This window comes from Arachidicoccus sp. (assembly GCF_050436765.1).
In the GTDB taxonomy this organism is placed as follows: Bacteria; Bacteroidota; Bacteroidia; order Chitinophagales; family Chitinophagaceae; genus Arachidicoccus.
The window spans coordinates 1-17,130 of record NZ_JBNQGD010000412.1 but is presented as its reverse complement, the minus strand read 5'-3'; the positions used below and the strand labels follow the sequence as shown (position 1 = coordinate 17,130).

At 37.9% G+C, this 17,130-nt stretch carries 11 protein-coding genes; 1 reads left to right on the top strand and 10 read right to left on the bottom strand.

Annotated elements, in window-relative coordinates; all coding sequences use genetic code 11:
- The 5 genes from ACQR30_RS17110 to ACQR30_RS17090 all read right to left on the bottom strand — a co-directional run.
- The coding region (locus tag ACQR30_RS17110) for a RagB/SusD family nutrient uptake outer membrane protein (protein ID WP_429736998.1) at positions 1-761 on the bottom strand (761 nt) is incomplete at its 3' end.
- Between the two features lie 35 nt (positions 762-796).
- Positions 797-4,192: a TonB-dependent receptor gene (locus tag ACQR30_RS17105; RefSeq protein WP_429736996.1), complete on the bottom strand. Its 3,396-nt coding sequence runs from the start codon at positions 4,190-4,192 to the stop codon at positions 797-799.
- 161 nt (positions 4,193-4,353) lie between these two features.
- The gene (locus ACQR30_RS17100) at positions 4,354-5,520 is read right to left on the bottom strand and encodes a FecR family protein (RefSeq protein WP_429736995.1); all 1,167 of its coding nucleotides are present in this window, start codon (positions 5,518-5,520) and stop codon (positions 4,354-4,356) included.
- 144 nt (positions 5,521-5,664) lie between these two features.
- Entirely contained in the window at positions 5,665-6,228 is a 564-nt protein-coding gene (locus ACQR30_RS17095; RefSeq protein WP_429736994.1) for an RNA polymerase sigma factor, read from the bottom strand.
- Between the two features lie 158 nt (positions 6,229-6,386).
- The gene (locus ACQR30_RS17090) at positions 6,387-7,376 is read right to left on the bottom strand and encodes a Gfo/Idh/MocA family protein (RefSeq protein ID WP_429736992.1); all 990 of its coding nucleotides are present in this window, start codon (positions 7,374-7,376) and stop codon (positions 6,387-6,389) included.
- A 462-nt stretch (positions 7,377-7,838) separates the two neighbouring features.
- On the opposite strand from ACQR30_RS17090, the gene ACQR30_RS17085 reads away from it, so the two are divergent.
- A complete protein-coding gene (locus ACQR30_RS17085) occupies positions 7,839-7,916 on the top strand; it encodes a hypothetical protein (RefSeq protein WP_429736999.1) in 78 nt (25 codons plus the stop codon).
- 150 nt (positions 7,917-8,066) lie between these two features.
- Here ACQR30_RS17085 and ACQR30_RS17080 read toward each other — a convergent pair whose 3' ends face one another.
- The 5 genes from ACQR30_RS17080 to ACQR30_RS17060 all read right to left on the bottom strand — a co-directional run.
- Entirely contained in the window at positions 8,067-9,452 is a 1,386-nt protein-coding gene (locus ACQR30_RS17080) for a sulfatase-like hydrolase/transferase (protein ID WP_429736991.1), read from the bottom strand.
- A 9-nt stretch (positions 9,453-9,461) separates the two neighbouring features.
- Entirely contained in the window at positions 9,462-11,045 is a 1,584-nt protein-coding gene (locus tag ACQR30_RS17075; RefSeq protein ID WP_429736989.1) for a beta-N-acetylhexosaminidase, read from the bottom strand.
- A 48-nt stretch (positions 11,046-11,093) separates the two neighbouring features.
- Positions 11,094-12,497 (bottom strand): alpha-L-fucosidase, encoded by a 1,404-nt coding sequence (locus tag ACQR30_RS17070; protein WP_429736988.1) that lies wholly within the window; start codon positions 12,495-12,497, stop codon positions 11,094-11,096.
- Positions 12,498-12,533: 36 nt separating this feature from the next.
- On the bottom strand, positions 12,534-14,936 hold the full coding sequence (locus ACQR30_RS17065; RefSeq protein WP_429736987.1) for a DUF4982 domain-containing protein: 2,403 nt from the start codon (positions 14,934-14,936) through the stop codon (positions 12,534-12,536).
- Between the two features lie 572 nt (positions 14,937-15,508).
- The coding region (locus ACQR30_RS17060; protein WP_429736986.1) for a glycoside hydrolase family 2 protein at positions 15,509-17,130 on the bottom strand (1,622 nt) is incomplete at its 5' end.

Genomic DNA, 17,130 nt, shown 5'->3' with positions numbered 1-17,130 from the left:
ATTACTTCACTATTGTCCTCATTTTGAATACGAAATAAATCCTGGTAACTAGGATAAAGTTTATAGCCCAAGCCCATTACTTTTTGGCAATCGGCAATACAATCTGCATATTTTTTATCATACAGTTCTATTCGTACTTTGAGAGATAATGCTGCACCTTTCGTGACATGGCCGACATCACCTCCCGAATAGCTCACAGGCAAAACATTAGCTATAGTATCAAGTTCATTTAAGACAAATTGTCTAACGTCTGCCACCGGTGTTCTTACAGATGCATGTGCTTGCTGAGGCGTAATTGTGTGCGTTTCCAAAGGAACATCCCCATACAACTGAGACATAATAAAATACTCATAGGCACGTAAAAAACGAACTTCACCCTTATATTGTTCCTTGAGGGTATTGTCCATTGGAACTTTATCTATATTTTCCAAGAACCAATTACATTTCTGAATTGTTGTATAATCCCACCGGGTAGAAACAGTAGTATTCGCCGGCGTCACACTTCCATTGCCATAATCTTGGTAACCTTCCCATGGGAATTGACTGTAGCTATTATCTGAAACCGCATCTAAGTATATAATATTATAATCATTTTCCCATCCGCTGTAACAGCCATTTAATGCAGCTTCTGCATCAGATTGGGATGTCCACAATGAAGAATTACTATACGCATCCAAAGGCGTCCGGTCTAGTAGATCTTTTTTGCAAGAAGATCCAAACGCGACGATCACCGCCAATATTAAAAAAATATTTTTTTTCATTAGTGTATATTGTTTAACTGTTGAAGAATCTTTTACTAAAATGTCACATTTAAACCGACGGTATTTACCTTTACCTGGGGGTAATAGTATATACTGCTTGTCGAAGCCTGTTCCGGATCTATCCACTTATATAAATGGTCAAATGTGAGAATATTTTGGCCGCTATAATAAATGCGCAACCGGCTAATGCCTGCTCTTTTAGTCCACTTTTCAGGTAGCGTATATCCAACTTGTAAATTTTTCACACGGATATAAGATCCGTCTTTTACCCAAAATGAAGAGGGTGTGTTTGTAGGATCATTTTGTTGGTAACTATACCATATTCTTGGCAATGAAGCATTCGTATTATCTGTAGTCCAAGTATCTAGCAAAGCGACTGTCGGTTTGTTCGCGTCTGCGCTCACACCACCAAGTTTGCCAAGGTCAAGATATGTTTTTACACCTGCAGCACCCTGTAATAAAATGGCAACATCCCAGCCTTTCCAAGACGCAGTCAAATTAAGACCAAAAGTAACTTTAGGATAAAAATTTCCCAGGTATTGTCTATCAGCACTATTAATGGTGTCATTACCATCTATGTCTTTGTATATAAGATCACCGGCAGCTGTATTAGGAGATTGATAAGCATGATTTTTAACCTGATCATCTGTCTGAAAAATTCCTTGCGCTACATATCCATACAAAGAATTAATTGGATAACCAACCTGACGGAAGGTGTAACTGCTGATAGTAGGCCCGGTTCCATCAAGGTAGGTAACTTCATTGTGAATGAAAGAGGCATTCAATGATGCTCCATAAGTAAATTCTCCTTTAGTATCATTGTAAGCTACGGAAAACTCCCAACCTCTGTTGACGACAGAACCCGCGTTCTGGACAGGAGGTTTTTTCCCATATGTCGCTGCTACCGGCACATCGATAAGAATTCCTGTAGTAAGTTTATTAAAATAATCTACCGAAAAGTTCACTTTATTATGCATAATGGCCGCATCAATACCCACATTACTTTCGCGAGTAGATTCCCAAACAATATTTGCGTTGGCGCCATTAACGGGTGCGACACCAGTAGCAATACCGGCGGCCGTTCCACCAAATGTATAATTCTGATCAGAACTGATAAGTGGAATAGAAGGATAATATTGAACATCAATTGGAAGAGAACTACTAATCGTTTGATTACCCAATTTACCCCAAGATGCACGTAATTTTAAATTGGAAAAAACAGATCTTAAATTACTAAAGAATGCTTCTCTGCTTATATTCCATCCGGCGGAAAAAGAAGGATATAAAGCCCATCTGTTGTCAGAAGCGAACCTAGATGATCCATCGTCACGAAGATTGGCTTCGAAAAGATATCTTTCGTCGTAATTATAATTAAATCTTCCAAAAACAGATTGCAGTCCCAAGTCATATGAATAGCCACTCGTAGTCTGACCATCAGTAGAACCAAGGTTTATATCAGTGAGTTCATTATTTAAAAAGCCTTTACGATAACCATCATCGTAAGAACCCTTAGTATATTCTTGCGAGTAACCCCCTAATATTTTAAAATTATGTTTCCCAAAAGACCTACCGTATTCTAACAAATCCTGAAAAGTTACTACATTGCTAAAGGTATTAATATCTTTTACTGAACTTGGGCCCTGATAAGCACCCAAACTTCCATCGCTATTATAATATTGCTGATCTGCACTAAAATCTTTTATATGAGAAATATCCATTACATAAGATACTGACGGCTTAAAATGTAGTCCGTTTATAATTTCCCAATCTAATCCTGCATTGGCTACAAGATTATAATAACTATAGGCATTTAAACTGTTTCCTTCTAACCAGGCCATCGGGTTACCATCTGCGATATGGCCATAATCGCCATTTTTATATTTATAGGGTATCGTTGAGGCAATACGATTAATCTGTCTAACCAACTGCGTAAAATCACCCGTATAAGGGTTACTTGGCTCCTGCTTTCCGCTATAGGTAAAAGCAATATTCGCATTTGCCTTTAAGTGTTTAGCGATCTGTGAATTTAAATTGAAGCGTGAAGTGTAGCGCTTTGCATTTGTTTTTTTCACTATACCATTTTCATCAAAAATACCGGTCGAAAGAGAATATTGATTTTTGTCCGAGCCTCCGTTTACACTTACATAATGATTTTGTTGAACACCATTGCCATTGTAGAAAAGCCCTAACCAATCAGTATTAGGATAATTATAAGGATCAGAACCATCTTTAAATTTCTGTATCTCATCATCCGTCCAACGAACTGCCTTTCCTTCATTCTTTAAAGCCTGATTATATAATGTAGCCGCCTGCCAAGAAGGTAAAAAATCCGGCAATGCAGTAGCCTTTTGTTTGCCTACATAACCACTATAGCTGATTTGTGCCTGTCCACTCTTTCCTCTTTTGGTCGTAATAAGTATTACTCCATTAGCAGCACGTGAGCCGTAAATCGCAGCAGACGCGGCGTCTTTCAAAACAGAGATAGAAGCAATATCATTAGGATTTACATTATTCATAGAAGAGATGACGCCGTCTACAACCACCATGGCATTGCTATTATTTAACGTTCCAATACCTCTTATTCTAATTGTCGCAGCATCATTTCCCGGCTGTCCGGTAACAGCCGAAGTAACGGCGACACCCGGCATTGTGCCTTGTAAAGCATTGGCAACGCTTGTTACCGGTCTGTTTTCTATTTCTTTTGAACTTAAAGTCGCCACAGCACCAGTAAGATCTACTTTCTTAATAACACCATACCCTACAATAACCATGTCGCTCAGCGAGGAGACTTCTGGTTTTAATATCATATTCACCTCACTATTATCACTTATACTTATTTCCTTTGTCGTGTAGCCAACATACTTAAAGACTAGCACATCTCCAGGATTCGCATTTATATGATATTCTCCTTTATCATTAGTAATATCGCCTTTGTGCGTACCCTTTATTATTACGGAAGCTCCGGGAATTGGTTTGCCAGTTGAATCAGTCACTCTACCGTGAATAATTTTATTTACCACAACAGCAGTTACAATCGAAGGCGGCGGCGAAACTGTGACCTTTTCTTTTATAACAATCAACTTATTTGTTATTATATACGTTAAAGGTTGGCCGGAAAAACATTTTTCCAATGTAGATTGTAAAGACTGGTTAACTATCCTTACCGTTACCGGTTTCGCCTTTTTCAGCGTAGTTTCATTGTAAAAAAAATTGTAACCCGTTTGCGACTTTATTTGACTAAGAACGGCAGACAATTTTTCATTTTTAGCATCAAGATTTAATTTTTGCGCATTTACTTTAGCTTGTAGTTGTAAACAAGTGGCGAAAAGAAAAAGAAACATCAGCTTCATAATCAAAAGCGTTTTTTGTGGCAATCGATTTTTCGCACCTTCCCTTAGGTGCAAATGAGGGTTGATAGCATTTAAATGCATAACTTTGATTTTGTTCGGGTTAAAAAATATGTGAGCAATTGATTCATTTTGGATAGCCCTTACATTTTTTGCCCTGGCATGCAGGCCGGGGCATTTATTTAAAGGCTATCGTTGTTTTCAAGTAGAATTCATGGTTTAGTAGATTAAGTAAGTAATATTATTTAAGACATTACATTTAGTATATTATTTTCCAATTTAAAATGCACTTTCACATCTTTCAAGATGGCCAATAATTCGTTGAGCGTTAAGTTGCGTGGTATTACGCCGGTAAAACAGTCAGGAGTCATAGGGCCATCATACTTAATGCTTATATTGTACCACCGAGACACTTGTCGCATAAGCTCTGAAATGTCTGTTTTATCAAATTGGAACGAACCATTTTTCCATGCCACCGCCTCATCTACATTAACTTTTACTACCTTGATGTTTCCCGATTTACTCAATTGAGATTGCTGCCCGGGCTTTATAAAAATATTTTGTCCATTAAGTGCGTTAGAAACCTTCACACGCCCTTCCAATAAAGTGGTTCTAATTGTAGACTCATCAGCGTAAGCGTTAACATTAAAATGCGTACCCAATACAGTAATAGACATATCCCCAGTAGTGACAATAAAGGGTTTTTCCCGATTTTTAGTTACTTCAAAATATACCTCACCTGTTATATGTACCTGTCTGGTTTTACCGCTAAAGCAAGTAGGGTAAGTAATCGAAGAACCGGCATTTAACCATACTTCTGTGCCATCAGGAAGTTTTAATTGATATTGTGCACCCATCGGTGTCGACATCTTATTTTCTAATTCTTTCCCGGTAATTTCCTTACCTATGGATTTGTAAATTATCTGACCATCCGCGCCTTTCACAATTTTTGAAAGACCTTGCATTGCCAGTAACCCCTTGGAAGAACTATCTAGAGTTATGGTTCGACCATCAGCCAATGTAAGGACAGCTTTATTAACACCTGGCAATACATCATTTTTAGAAGCAACGTCTTTTACCAATGCTGGAGGACAAATAGTCTCGTGACGATGATAATTAAAATACAATGAAACACCCATAATAATTAACAATGAGGCAGCAACACTCCCCCATTGAAATTTTCTCAGCCTGTGAATGCGAAAGTGTTTATTTTTCGTTTGGGTCTGTATGTTTTTCCATATTCTATTCTTCAATGTTGTTTCAGAACTAATAGCTTCTGAATCTTCTTCTCCAATCACTTCACCAGGTTGGATATTATACCATTGATTGTATTCTTGTACTTCGGCAGACGTAATCGTTCCGTTCAACCATTTTTCGGCAAGTTCGTTATATCTATTTTGTTGCGTTTCCAAGCAATGCTTTTATTAAAGTCAAATGAAAAGGTATAATCCCCCTTCGCCCTTAACTTTTTTTTAAAACATTTAATCTATAGATACAATATCCTCCACTTGAGTAATTAGAGAGAGAGAGAGTAAATGAGCCGAATAATCCGAGAATCAGAAAATACTGAGGAACTGACGTAGACTTACAGAAAGTGATTTTACGACACGGGCAATACTTCGCTCTACAGCTTTCTCTGTCGTATTCAATTGAAGTGCAATTTCTTTATAAGAGAGTCCTTCTTCCTTGCTTAGTTTAAACGCCGTTCTTCCTTTTTCAGAAAGAGCAGCCAATCCCTTTGCCAACTCAGCTTTCAGCTCTTCAAAACTTAACCAATCTTCTGTTGACGAAGATGCAGATGGATGAGTAGCAGATTTATATTTTTGATATATCAAGGCCCTTTGTTGCTTTGCCTGCACATTAATCACTTTGTACTTTACGCAAACAGAAAGATAGGCCGTTAACTCACTTTGTACATGTAATTCCTTACGCCTTGCCCATAAATCTGTGAAAATATCCTGTACAATTTCTTCTGCGATGGCGTGATTTTTAAGTTTTGCTTTAGCTATACAAAATATCTGATTCCAATACTTATCATACAATATTTTGAATGCCTTTTCATCGCCGTTTCTTAAAAATTCTAGCAGCACCTTATCGCTATATATATTGTAATTAGACATTCAACTAAAAGGAGTATTCAGGTAAAGCTAAAAAAAACTGACAGATATAAACAAAAGCCTAAACGATAGCAAATCGCTTCACCGCTGAAAATGAGAAGTGCAAACGATTGCGTTATTTTTAATTTAAAAAAGGATGCAGTCAATTTTATAAGGATTATTTAATCACCAACGTTATAACTTATCCCTATTTGTTTTTTGATTTCATCCATCGCCCGGCTCAGTTGAAGACTGAAAGAATGAGATAATAAGGGGCTCTGCGTCAGTCCCTTATTCAGACAACGCACTACTTCGGCGATTTGAAATTCAAAGCCATTAGCAACAAGGGGAAGTGTCATATATTGCCAATCTTCATTTGTTTTTCGCCACTCGAACCCATTGCATCTATGCCAAGGAGAAGGTATACGAATCATTCCTTCTGTGCCAGCTATTTCCGCTGTCTGCGGCGTATCACAATCAAGCATGCTGGTAATAATTCCGGCACCGCCGTTGTCATATTGTAAAATGGCGTGGCATGAGCGGTCTGCAGTCGTATAATCGAGGCTGCCGCTCGCAGCAATATGCATCGGGCGCCCTAAAATTTGCTGACACAAGAACAACGGATAGATGCCAATATCCAGCAAAGAGCCACCACCCAGCCTCGTGTCAAACAATCTTCCCGAAGGATTATATTCAGCTTTAAATCCAAAGTCTGCACGGACATATTTGACAGTCCCTATTTTGCCTTCGGCTATAATCTCCAGGACAGCTTTCAGCCAAGGTAAAAATCTAGTCCACAAAGCCTCCATTAAAAAACAATCATTTTCTTGTGAGGCTTGTATCATCCTATTTACTTGTTCTGCATCCAGCGCCAAGGGTTTTTCGCATAAGACGGCTTTCTTATTTTGGAGGCACATTATGGTCTGTTCACAATGAAAAGAATGCGGCAAAGCGATGTAGACAACATCTATTGTGGGATCATCGGCAAGCGCCTGATAATTATCATAAGCTTTTTCACCACCATAAGCCTCTGCGAATTGTTCAGCACGCGACAAATCTCTTGAGGCGACAGCCCCTAAACGAACATCCTTAACAAGCATCAATGCTTCGGCAAACTTTTTAGCTATTTTGCCAGGGCCGATAATACCCCAATTATATATCTTATCTATCATAAAAAATCGTTTACGCTACCTTCTGTCGGTAGAATTGTTTAAAAAAGAATCCCTTTGACACTTTCAGCATATTGTTTAAATAGATGGTTTCTGTATTCAGAAATCTCTTCCTATAATTTGTAAGGACAAATTTATTAAACAACTTACTAGCTATACCCAAGGGGGGGGTAAAACAAAAATGATCTTTCATAAAGATATATCCTTCTTCTTTGAAAAAAAGATGGTGGACTAATTTTTTAAAGCGGCCTTTCACCTGTTCGTCCCTAAAATAATAAGGGTTATCCATTGTCGTCATCTTTGAAATCAGTTGTCGTCATATTCCGAAACTTCTATGCCCGCCAAGTAGCGAATTCCCCCAAAGGAATTAATCCCGATGTAACTCCAGCTATAGTCACTTCTTCGCGATGGCTTCAATAGAGCCAGTGATAATTATGATAATAAAGCAAAGAGGTTTTAGCTTGTATTGCTTATCTGGATGGGGTTCATCCGAGCTTAGTTATATGCAAAGGTTGCTATGGCAGAATAGTTTGGAAGCATTGATCCGTTATCAAAGACATCGTTTAATCTTTTCTTTTGCCTTGCTGAATAAATAACAACTGACATCTCTGCCTCTTGTAGCATATCAATGTCAGCAGGTACTTTTAGATCCCGTAAACTAGAAATCTCCTTAAAACCAAGAATGATTTTCTTTTAATTCTCATTATAGGCAGAAAAAGCAGCAAACAGCTTTTTGAGTTCAATTGCTTTTTCCGGGTAAGCTTTTATAAGATTTGTACGTTCACTTGGATCAAAATTAAGATTGAATAGTTGTTTTTCAGCAGGTTGAGGTTTGCCCGATGACGGATCGATGCCTGCCGGAACTTGACGATACTTCCAACCCTCATATCTAACCGCTTCAGGTTTGCCGTGGTTGACAATATAAATTGGCCGATGTTGGTAATTATTTCTATCTACTTTTCCCGTTAATAAGTCTGCAATAGATTGTCCATCAAGTGCTCTTTCCTTTGGTAATGGTGCATTTGTCCATTGTGCAAGTGTCGGCAAAATATCCACGTTACTGATAGGATTGGTCAACATCTCTCCTTTAGGTGTATGCCCTTTCCAATAAATAATAAAAGGCTCGCGTACTCCACCTTCATACGACTGCGCTTTTGAACCACGAAATACACCTGCGGTGCCGGCATGCCAACGCTTGGTAGCACTATCTTTGCTCATTCGGATCGGAAATTCTATCCATGGTCCGTTATCACTGGAGAAAATAAAAATAGTATTATCAGCTAGTTTTTTATGCGTCAAAGCATGCCATATAACAGCAATATTAGAATCCAAATCTTCCACGACTGCACCTAAAGGCCCGGCTTGCTGTTTGCCCTTTAAATAACTTGCTTCTGCGGCAAATGCAATCGGTAAATGCGGCATATTGTAAGCCAAATATAAAAAGAAAGGCTTGCTTTTTTTTTGCTCCTTAATGAACTTAAGCGTTTCTTTTGTATATAAATGTGTAAGCATAGAATCGGCCGGCTTTATTACTTCCGGTGTACGGTTTCTAAAAATTTTAAGTGTAGTATCTGTTTTCACATATGGATAGCGATAATCGTGGCTATATAAAAGTCCATAGTAAGAATCGAAACCTTGCGCTGTAGGATAATTGTAATCGTGTTTATCTCCCAAATGCCATTTACCAATCATAGCAGTGGTGTATCCAACTTGTTTAAGCATTTCTGCAATAGTTATCTCTTGGTCTGGTAATCCACGAGGCGAACCGGGAGCAATGGGATCCGGCAAACCATATCGAGAAGCATACCGCCCTGTTAATAGTGAAGCTCTTGAAGGTGTACAAGATGGACTGGTAACTATATAATCTGTTGCACGAATACCCGCAGCTGCCATTGAGTCGAGAAAAGGCGTATATATTAGTGGATTGCCATAGCAACTAATATCAGAATATCCCATATCATCTGTAAGAATAAAAATAATATTAGGTCGTTTCGTTTTTTTCTGCGCATTGGTTTTGGTTGCACATAATAAAAAAATCAGGACTAAGCTATTTAATAACAACAATGATATTTTTTTCATAACAAATTATTATTGCGTAATTTCCGGAGTTTTTGCAGGATTTAAAGGATTGTAATAATAAATATTTGCCTGCTTATATAAAGGAAATTCCTTCTGTAAACGAAAGAGAAAATCTTGATAATTTTTTGCAGACGATTGACTCCATGCTGCCTCTGCCAGAGCAGCCATGCGTGGGAAGAGCATAAAGTCCAAACGCTTTTGCGTAACAACCGTTTCAGTCCATAAATTAGCTTGAATCCCAAGAATTTGTTGCAACTGTCTCTTATTTTTCACATATTTCAAAGCAGAAAATGCATATACTTTCTCCAGGGAGGAAAAACCCCCATTCCATGTTCGACCTTTACGATGAGATTTATCTTGTACAAAATCAAAATATAAAGGAATTCTAGGACAAAGTACAACCTTGTAACCCTTATTGAGTGCTTTGTCCAACTGTTGCGGCTGATCTTGGCGCCACCAAAAAATAATGGTACTATCTTTGGGCAAAGAATCATCTGCAGCTTCATCCCAGGCTAACACCTCTCGATCAAATTGCCTCGCCGAATCCGCCATTCGCTGAATAAAATACGCTTCTACCATTTTAAGATTGGTCAGGCTTTCCCGTTTCATTAAGCTTTGTATCCCAGTGTCTCTTTTCCAATTCTCGCTACCAAAAGAGACTTCGTCTCCACCGACATGTATCATTTTAGCGGAAAATAATCCAGCTGTTTCCCGTAGTATATTTGTCAAATATTGGTAAGTACTTTCTTTTCCCGGATTAAAAGTAAAATTGGCATATTTACCTTCTCCTCCCCCACTATATTCAGGATAAGCCCTGTTTGCAGCCGTCGCGTGACCTGGCATATCTATTTCTGGAACCACTGTGATGAAACGTGCTTTGGCATAAGCGACTATTTCTTTAATCTCTTTTTGCGTATAAAATTTAGCCAGAGCCGTTGAATCATACTTATTACCAATGGCTCCAATGGTTGTTAATTTTGGATATTGTTTAATTTGTAACCGCCATGCAGGCTCATCTGTCAAGTGCCAGTGAAATATATTCAATTTGTAATATGCCATCCAGTCTAATAATCTTTCTACCGTTTTCTTTCCAAAGAAATGCCGTGATTCATCCAGCATTATACCGCGCCATTTAAATTGAGGCCTATCATAAATTTCTCCACAATTGACAAATACAGAGTGCCTTTGAACAGGAGCTTCCCGGAGTAATTGCGTTAGGCTCATAATACCATAAAAGATTCCCTGGGAAGAACCGGCATTAATATAGATACAATTTTGTTCAATAACAAGTGAATAAGCTTCCGGGTCCGCGGTTTGCATCTGTACCTTCTTAAACACAATTGCATTATGCTTATTTCTTCGATGCTTAATTACAGAAATATTTTTATACTGTTTTAATTCATTATCAAGGAATTTAACGAGTGGTTTAAAGTCTTTACATTCAGTATAAACACTTGTCTGACTATTCAATATGAACAAGCCCTCTTTCTGAATGGATTGCTCAGGCATAGGAATAATAGGATAAGCCTTTTGCGCAAATATCGGCCCGGCCACAAATAGAAATAATAAACAGAAAATATATTTAGATTTCATTTAAATTGAAATAAGTCTTATTGTCTAATACTCGTTTGTTAAGTTACTTTAATCTACCTTAAATACATATATATTGATCGAACCTTTTTTCTTCTTTGGCATTTTAATAGTTACGTAACCAGTTTGTTGCTTCCAGTCCACACGACGTCCTCCAAGTATAGATATACTCCTTATCCTTTTAAAATATGCAGCCCCCAAAGCCTTCACATGCAATTCAGTCGTTTGGATGCTATTGGCAAATACATATATATTGCCTCCTTTTTGGGTAAACCTGATCTCCGGAAAAATATTTTTTGGGGTTACATCATTTAATACATCTACCATGTTCTTATCCAATGTTTTTGAAGGACTCTTATCATCTGACAATAAAGCGCCTTCTACTTTTTCTAAGGCTATATGCCAAGGCCTCGTTCCATAAACAGCCTCTCCATTTATGTGCATCCATTTGCCGATTGCTGCAAGTCGTTGTACTGCAGGTCTGGGAAACTCGCCATTGCCCATTGGGCCAACATTTAAAAGATAATTACCCCCTTTACTCACAGTCTCTGTAAGTTGGCGAATAAGTAGTTCCGGGCTTTTCCAAGCTGAATCATATTTATTATAACCCCATCCTCCACTCAAAGTCACACAAGATTCCCAAGGGTGCAAATCAATTTTCCCTTCAATCTTTTGCTCTGAGACGGAGTAATCTCCATATCCATTACCAATGCGACCGTTTATAATACAATCAGGTTGCAGTTTATGTATCATCTCTCTTAATTCCTTGCTTTGCTGCCGTGTAATCATCTCCGGCGTGTCGAACCAAATAACTCCTATCGGTCCATATTGCGTAAGTAGCTCTTTAACTTGAGGTTTTACTTTTCTTTCAAAATATTTTCGAATGTCTTTTTTATCTTCATTTGGATAGTCCCAAGTATTACTACGTCCGCCCTTTACAGGCCAATTGGTAGGTACATCCGGGTCTTGCCAATCACGTCCAAGTGAATAATAAAAGCATAATTTAATTCCATATTTTTTGCAGGCCTCAGATAATAGCTTCATAGGATCTTTACCCCAAGGGGTCTTCTTTACTATATTATAATCACTAGATGGAGAATGGTACATGGCAAAACCATCGTGATGCTTAGCAGTAATAACGATATATTTCATTCCTGCATTTTTCGCCATCTTCACCCATACATCTGCATCGAATTTTACAGGATCGAATTTAGTGGCAAGTGTTTGACCATAGATCTTCCAGGGAATTCTTTCATACAACATAAAATGTTCATTTCCCTTGTATGGCCGACCGTTCCAATCACCTGCAGCAACCGAATATAATCCCCAATGAAAAAACAAACCAAATTTCGCATCTTGCCACCACTTCAATTTCGATGTGCCAATCGTCGTTTGTGCAATTGCCATTAGAGGAAATGCAAAGGCCAATAAAATAATTAAACCATTTTTTCTCATCTTGTTTAAGAATTTGAAGTTCTTTAGCAAAAAAACTTATTCGGCTTTAATTTCAACGGAACAAGGTATCAGCCCCATTGAACTAATGGCCACCTTAATGTTTTTTACATGGTCTTCGCTTTGAACGATGGCTAGTAACATGCCATTAAAACCATGCATCTGTGTAGATGTCGGATCTAAATGGCTTGTTGGGCTCCCATTACAAAGACCAATAAGCTTTCCACCCTTTATATTAACTTTAATTAAATTATCGGCATTAGGAACCATTGTTCCATTTTTGTCACAAACTTTGATGGTAATAAAACTCAAATCATTCCCGTCTGCCTTAATAATTTTCCTGTCTGCAACCGCCGAGAGCTTAGTGGAGACTTCAGCTGTTTTTAATACGTCTTCGGCAATTTTCTTTCCTTTTGTATTGTAACCCTTTGCCAATAAAGTCCCCGGTTGATAAGACACTTTCCATTGAATATGACCCAAAGGCACTTTATTTTTTATACCCAGCGATTTTCCATTAAGCATCAATTCGACCTTATCGCAATTTGAATAACACCAAACATCTATAATAGAATCTTTTTTGTGCCAAGTCCAGTCCGGAAAAATATGCACCATCGGCTTTTTCGTCCATTCTTGAAGATAATAATAATAGACATCTTTATTAAATCGGGCCACATCAAATACACCAAATTGACTTGTCACCACTGGCCATCCACTCGTTTCTCCCAAATATTCAATACCCGACCACATTATTCCTCCTGCCAGCCAAGGCCTGGTCGCAATATGGGCCCATTCTTTCTCGTGCCATTTACACAAGTCATAAATGCTATACAAATAACCGCTACTCACCTTTCTTCCGTCCCCCCAGGTTTCCGATTCATTTTCACCTACTAATCTTTTTTCATAAACGCCTCTCGTGCCTCTACCGGACGAGTATTCGCTAATCAGCATTTTACGATGGGGGTAATTTTTATGATCCCTGTCGTCTCGTCCCATGCCTCCACCATTATATCCCATAACATCTGTTACAAATGCAAAACCCGTTTTATTCGGATCTCCATTTGCTTCACAACCAAAAATAGTCGGGCGTGTAGGGTCTTCTTCTTTGGCCAGCTTATTCATAGTTTTCAACATATCTGTTAGACTGGTATCATTTCTTCCACTATTATTCGCCAATCCCCAACAAATAATAGAAGGGTGATTTCTATCTCTTTGAATCATATCGTGAAGGGAAGCAAGCGCAAAAGTATCTTTGCCTAGATACCTAGTTTCTACCCAAAGCAACATCCCCAATTTGTCGCAGGCTTTCATTAAAGATGGCGAAGGGTCATTATGCGCCGAACGAATAATATTGCAACCCATTTTTTTTGCAAGCTCCACATCATACTCGTTTGCTCTATCAGGAAGCGCCGTTCCCAACCCTCCAAAACCTGCATGAATATTCATACCGCGCAATTCCAGATGGTTACCATTAAGAAAGAAGCCACTGTCGGATGTAAACTTAATCCAACGAATACCGAAAGCCCTTTTATATTGATCCGTCAAAACTCCATCGGAAAAAATCTGCGTAACTGCAGCATACAAATTGGGCTGATCTGTCGACCATAATTTGGGATAGGCAACTTTACTCTTTTGGTCAATATCAATTTTGCTATTAGCATTGATTTCATATTCATCAGAGACTTCTGCTACTTGTTTATCCTGCGGATCGAATATCAGATTTTTTACGATAAGATGATGAGGATGTGCTGTTTGATTGGCGATATTAACTTTCATATTTACCTCTGCACTTTCTATAGATTCGTTTGTTGTATAAACGAATGTACCCCATGTGGCAATATGTACCGGGTTAGTAACGATCAGATTAACGTGTCGATAAATGCCGTAACCTTCATACCACCAGCCTTCTTTTCCGGGCGCATATTCACTTTGCGGATGAGGCTTTACCAATTTATTTGTGTCGACATTATCCACCAATACCGCCAACAAATTTTTAGTAGAATTAAAATCAATAAACTTTGTTATGTCAAGCACACATCCCGTATAACCCGATAAATGCCAACCGGCTTTTTTACCGTTCACCCATACCGTATAATTTCTAAACACACCATCAAATGAAATGTAAATACTTTTACCTTCATATCCAGGCTTAATATTAATGATTTTCCGATACCATCCAATTCCCTTTGGAAGATAACCGTTTCTCCTCTCATTATCTTTGTTATATTTATCGTGGATGCGCCAATCGTGTGGCACATCAACCTCCTTCCAATTAGCATCATCAAATTCCGGCAAATAAGCATTCGACAAGGGACCTTCGTAAAACTTCCAATTCTTATCGATATTAATAACCTTTCTCACTTCAGTTTTTTCTTTAAAAGGATTGCCTAAAAAAGAACTAGCAATCAGTAAAATAGCCATTAATATAAAATGTCTTTTTTTCATTTACTTTTTATTTTAAAAATGATTTCTAGTGTACCTGTTCAGCTACCGACTTCCCTTTTTTGTTTATCTTAATTTTTGAACAATAATAACATACTAATAAAACCTGTCCTCCCTGATCTTTAGAATATATTTGTAGAAACAATTTCTCATAAAATTCAGGCACTAACCCGGATTCATCTACTGTGGGGTCTGACAATAAAGCACCATCATGTTTACCATAAAAGCAATTGGCCGTATTGGATGAATGCCCCAAACGATTATTGCGTTTTTTTCTTCACATCGAACAAAAGAGTCTTTATTGCTTAATCATCCAAAAAATTGATGAACATTTGCCTGCGAGTTTTATAAAAGTACCGACTAACCTTTGTATAGTTCCTATTCACGTGGCTTTTGAAACTTTTTTTGCGCAAGCCTTTTAGAAATTAAAACCAAAGTATTCATTACTAATGAAGAAAATAATATTCCTTCCCTTAATTATAATTATATTTTTATTGAATATCCTCGGTATTATAAACGGGATTTCTATCAAACAACATTGCTTTGGTTAAGCAATACGCGATATCGTATCGCATCTACAATAGCGTCCAGTTTACCATGTCTTCAAACGCTCTGCCCTCTTTACCGGCCTTAACCTTAATCGTATTTATGCCTTTTGAAAGATGCACATTTTCAAAAATATAACTTACATCTGTAGCCCCGGTTTGAAAAGATTTTATTTCTTTGCCATTTACGTATAAAATCGGTGCGGATATATTGGAATAGACTTCAATATTGGTGACGGCATTTTTTCTTTGCGTAAGTCGTCTGTCAGTAATATATAAGACGGGCTCTCTACTCCAGTTTGCTTTATACCAATAAAAAGCATCCTTTTTTATTTTTCTGTCAAAGGTGATTAAGCCCTTCATATTTCTTGCAGCCACACCGCCTATTTTCGCACCAGGCACACAAAAATCAAACATATTCCAGATATAAGAAGAAACTAAATAGGGGTTCTTTTTTATAATGGCCCATTGCGTTTCGTGTACTTTAGTTTGGTATTCTTCTGGAAAAAATTGCTTGCTAAAGTTGACACTTTTAGGAACCTCCTCTGTATGCTGATTAACATTGGCACCCGCACCATATTCTGCTAGAACAACTTTAGCGTCGGGGTAATTCTTCTCCAATCCCGAAACCCATTTCTCAAGGTCAGCCGTCTTGCCCTCATACCAACCGTAATATCGATTAACACCTTGCACGTCGGTATTAAAATTTTCAGGCCTGTCCAAATTGCCAAATCCGTTAGTACTGCCGGTATATCTGTCTGGGTCTTCAGTTTTTGCGAGATCATTTAAAGTTCTTATTAACCGCGCCGTATAATCATCAGATGTTTTACAATAGACTTCATTAGATGTTCCCCAAATATAAATTGACGGATGATTGTAATTTTGTCTTATCAGTTCCGTCATTTGTTGTTTTGCATTGTCAGCTTCTTCTCCAGAAACAGCATTCACAAAAGGAATCTCTGTCCATACTAAAAAACCTATGCTATCACAATCGTTGTACACATGTTGCGATTGCTGATAATGACCAAAACGAATAGTAGTCGCTCCTATTTCTTTAATGAGTGCCATATCCGTGTCTTGCTGTGCATAACTCAACGCGTTTCCATAGCTCCACCAATCTTGATGACGACAAACACCATACATCTTATAGGATTCACCATTTAGAAAAAGGCCTTTTTCTGCAACTATTTTAAAACTACGTATACCTAAAGGTTGAGTAACTTGATCCACAACTTTTTCTCGTTCCAAAATGGTCGTTACAACTTTGTATAAATAAGGATCTTTTCTACCCCACCACAAATGAGGTTGATCAATCGTAATCTGTTGTGTAAAAGATTGCCTTCCCTGAGATAATACTTCAATGGCTTGTTTCTGCAATTTCACCAATTGTCCTTTATTATCGTAAATAGCACATTGCATGATTACATTTTTGGGAGCATGCCAAGTATTTTCAATTTTTTCCGTAACAAAAATATCGGCTGATCTTACAGAAACATTTTCTTGTTTAATATAAATTCCGGACGAAGCATAATCGGTGGTGGTAATGTTTAATTTATTAGTAATAATTAAATCTACCGGTCGATATATGCCGCCATAAGTAGGAAATAAATTGTCATTTATAGGAATAACATCCTTTCTTAGAGTATTGTTTA

What these genes read in the sequence shown, in the direction of transcription:
- ACQR30_RS17105 (WP_429736996.1), bottom strand. Translation starts at nt 4,192, where the DNA reads ATGCATTTAAATGCTATCAACCCTCATTTGCACCTAAGGGAAGGTGCG.
- ACQR30_RS17065 (WP_429736987.1), bottom strand. Translation starts at nt 14,936, where the DNA reads ATGAAAAAAAGACATTTTATATTAATGGCTATTTTACTGATTGCTAGT.
- ACQR30_RS17095 (WP_429736994.1), bottom strand. Translation starts at nt 6,228, where the DNA reads ATGTCTAATTACAATATATATAGCGATAAGGTGCTGCTAGAATTTTTA.
- ACQR30_RS17090 (WP_429736992.1), bottom strand. Translation starts at nt 7,376, where the DNA reads ATGATAGATAAGATATATAATTGGGGTATTATCGGCCCTGGCAAAATA.
- ACQR30_RS17075 (WP_429736989.1), bottom strand. Translation starts at nt 11,045, where the DNA reads ATGAAATCTAAATATATTTTCTGTTTATTATTTCTATTTGTGGCCGGG.
- ACQR30_RS17070 (WP_429736988.1), bottom strand. Translation starts at nt 12,497, where the DNA reads ATGAGAAAAAATGGTTTAATTATTTTATTGGCCTTTGCATTTCCTCTA.
- ACQR30_RS17080 (WP_429736991.1), bottom strand. Translation starts at nt 9,452, where the DNA reads ATGAAAAAAATATCATTGTTGTTATTAAATAGCTTAGTCCTGATTTTT.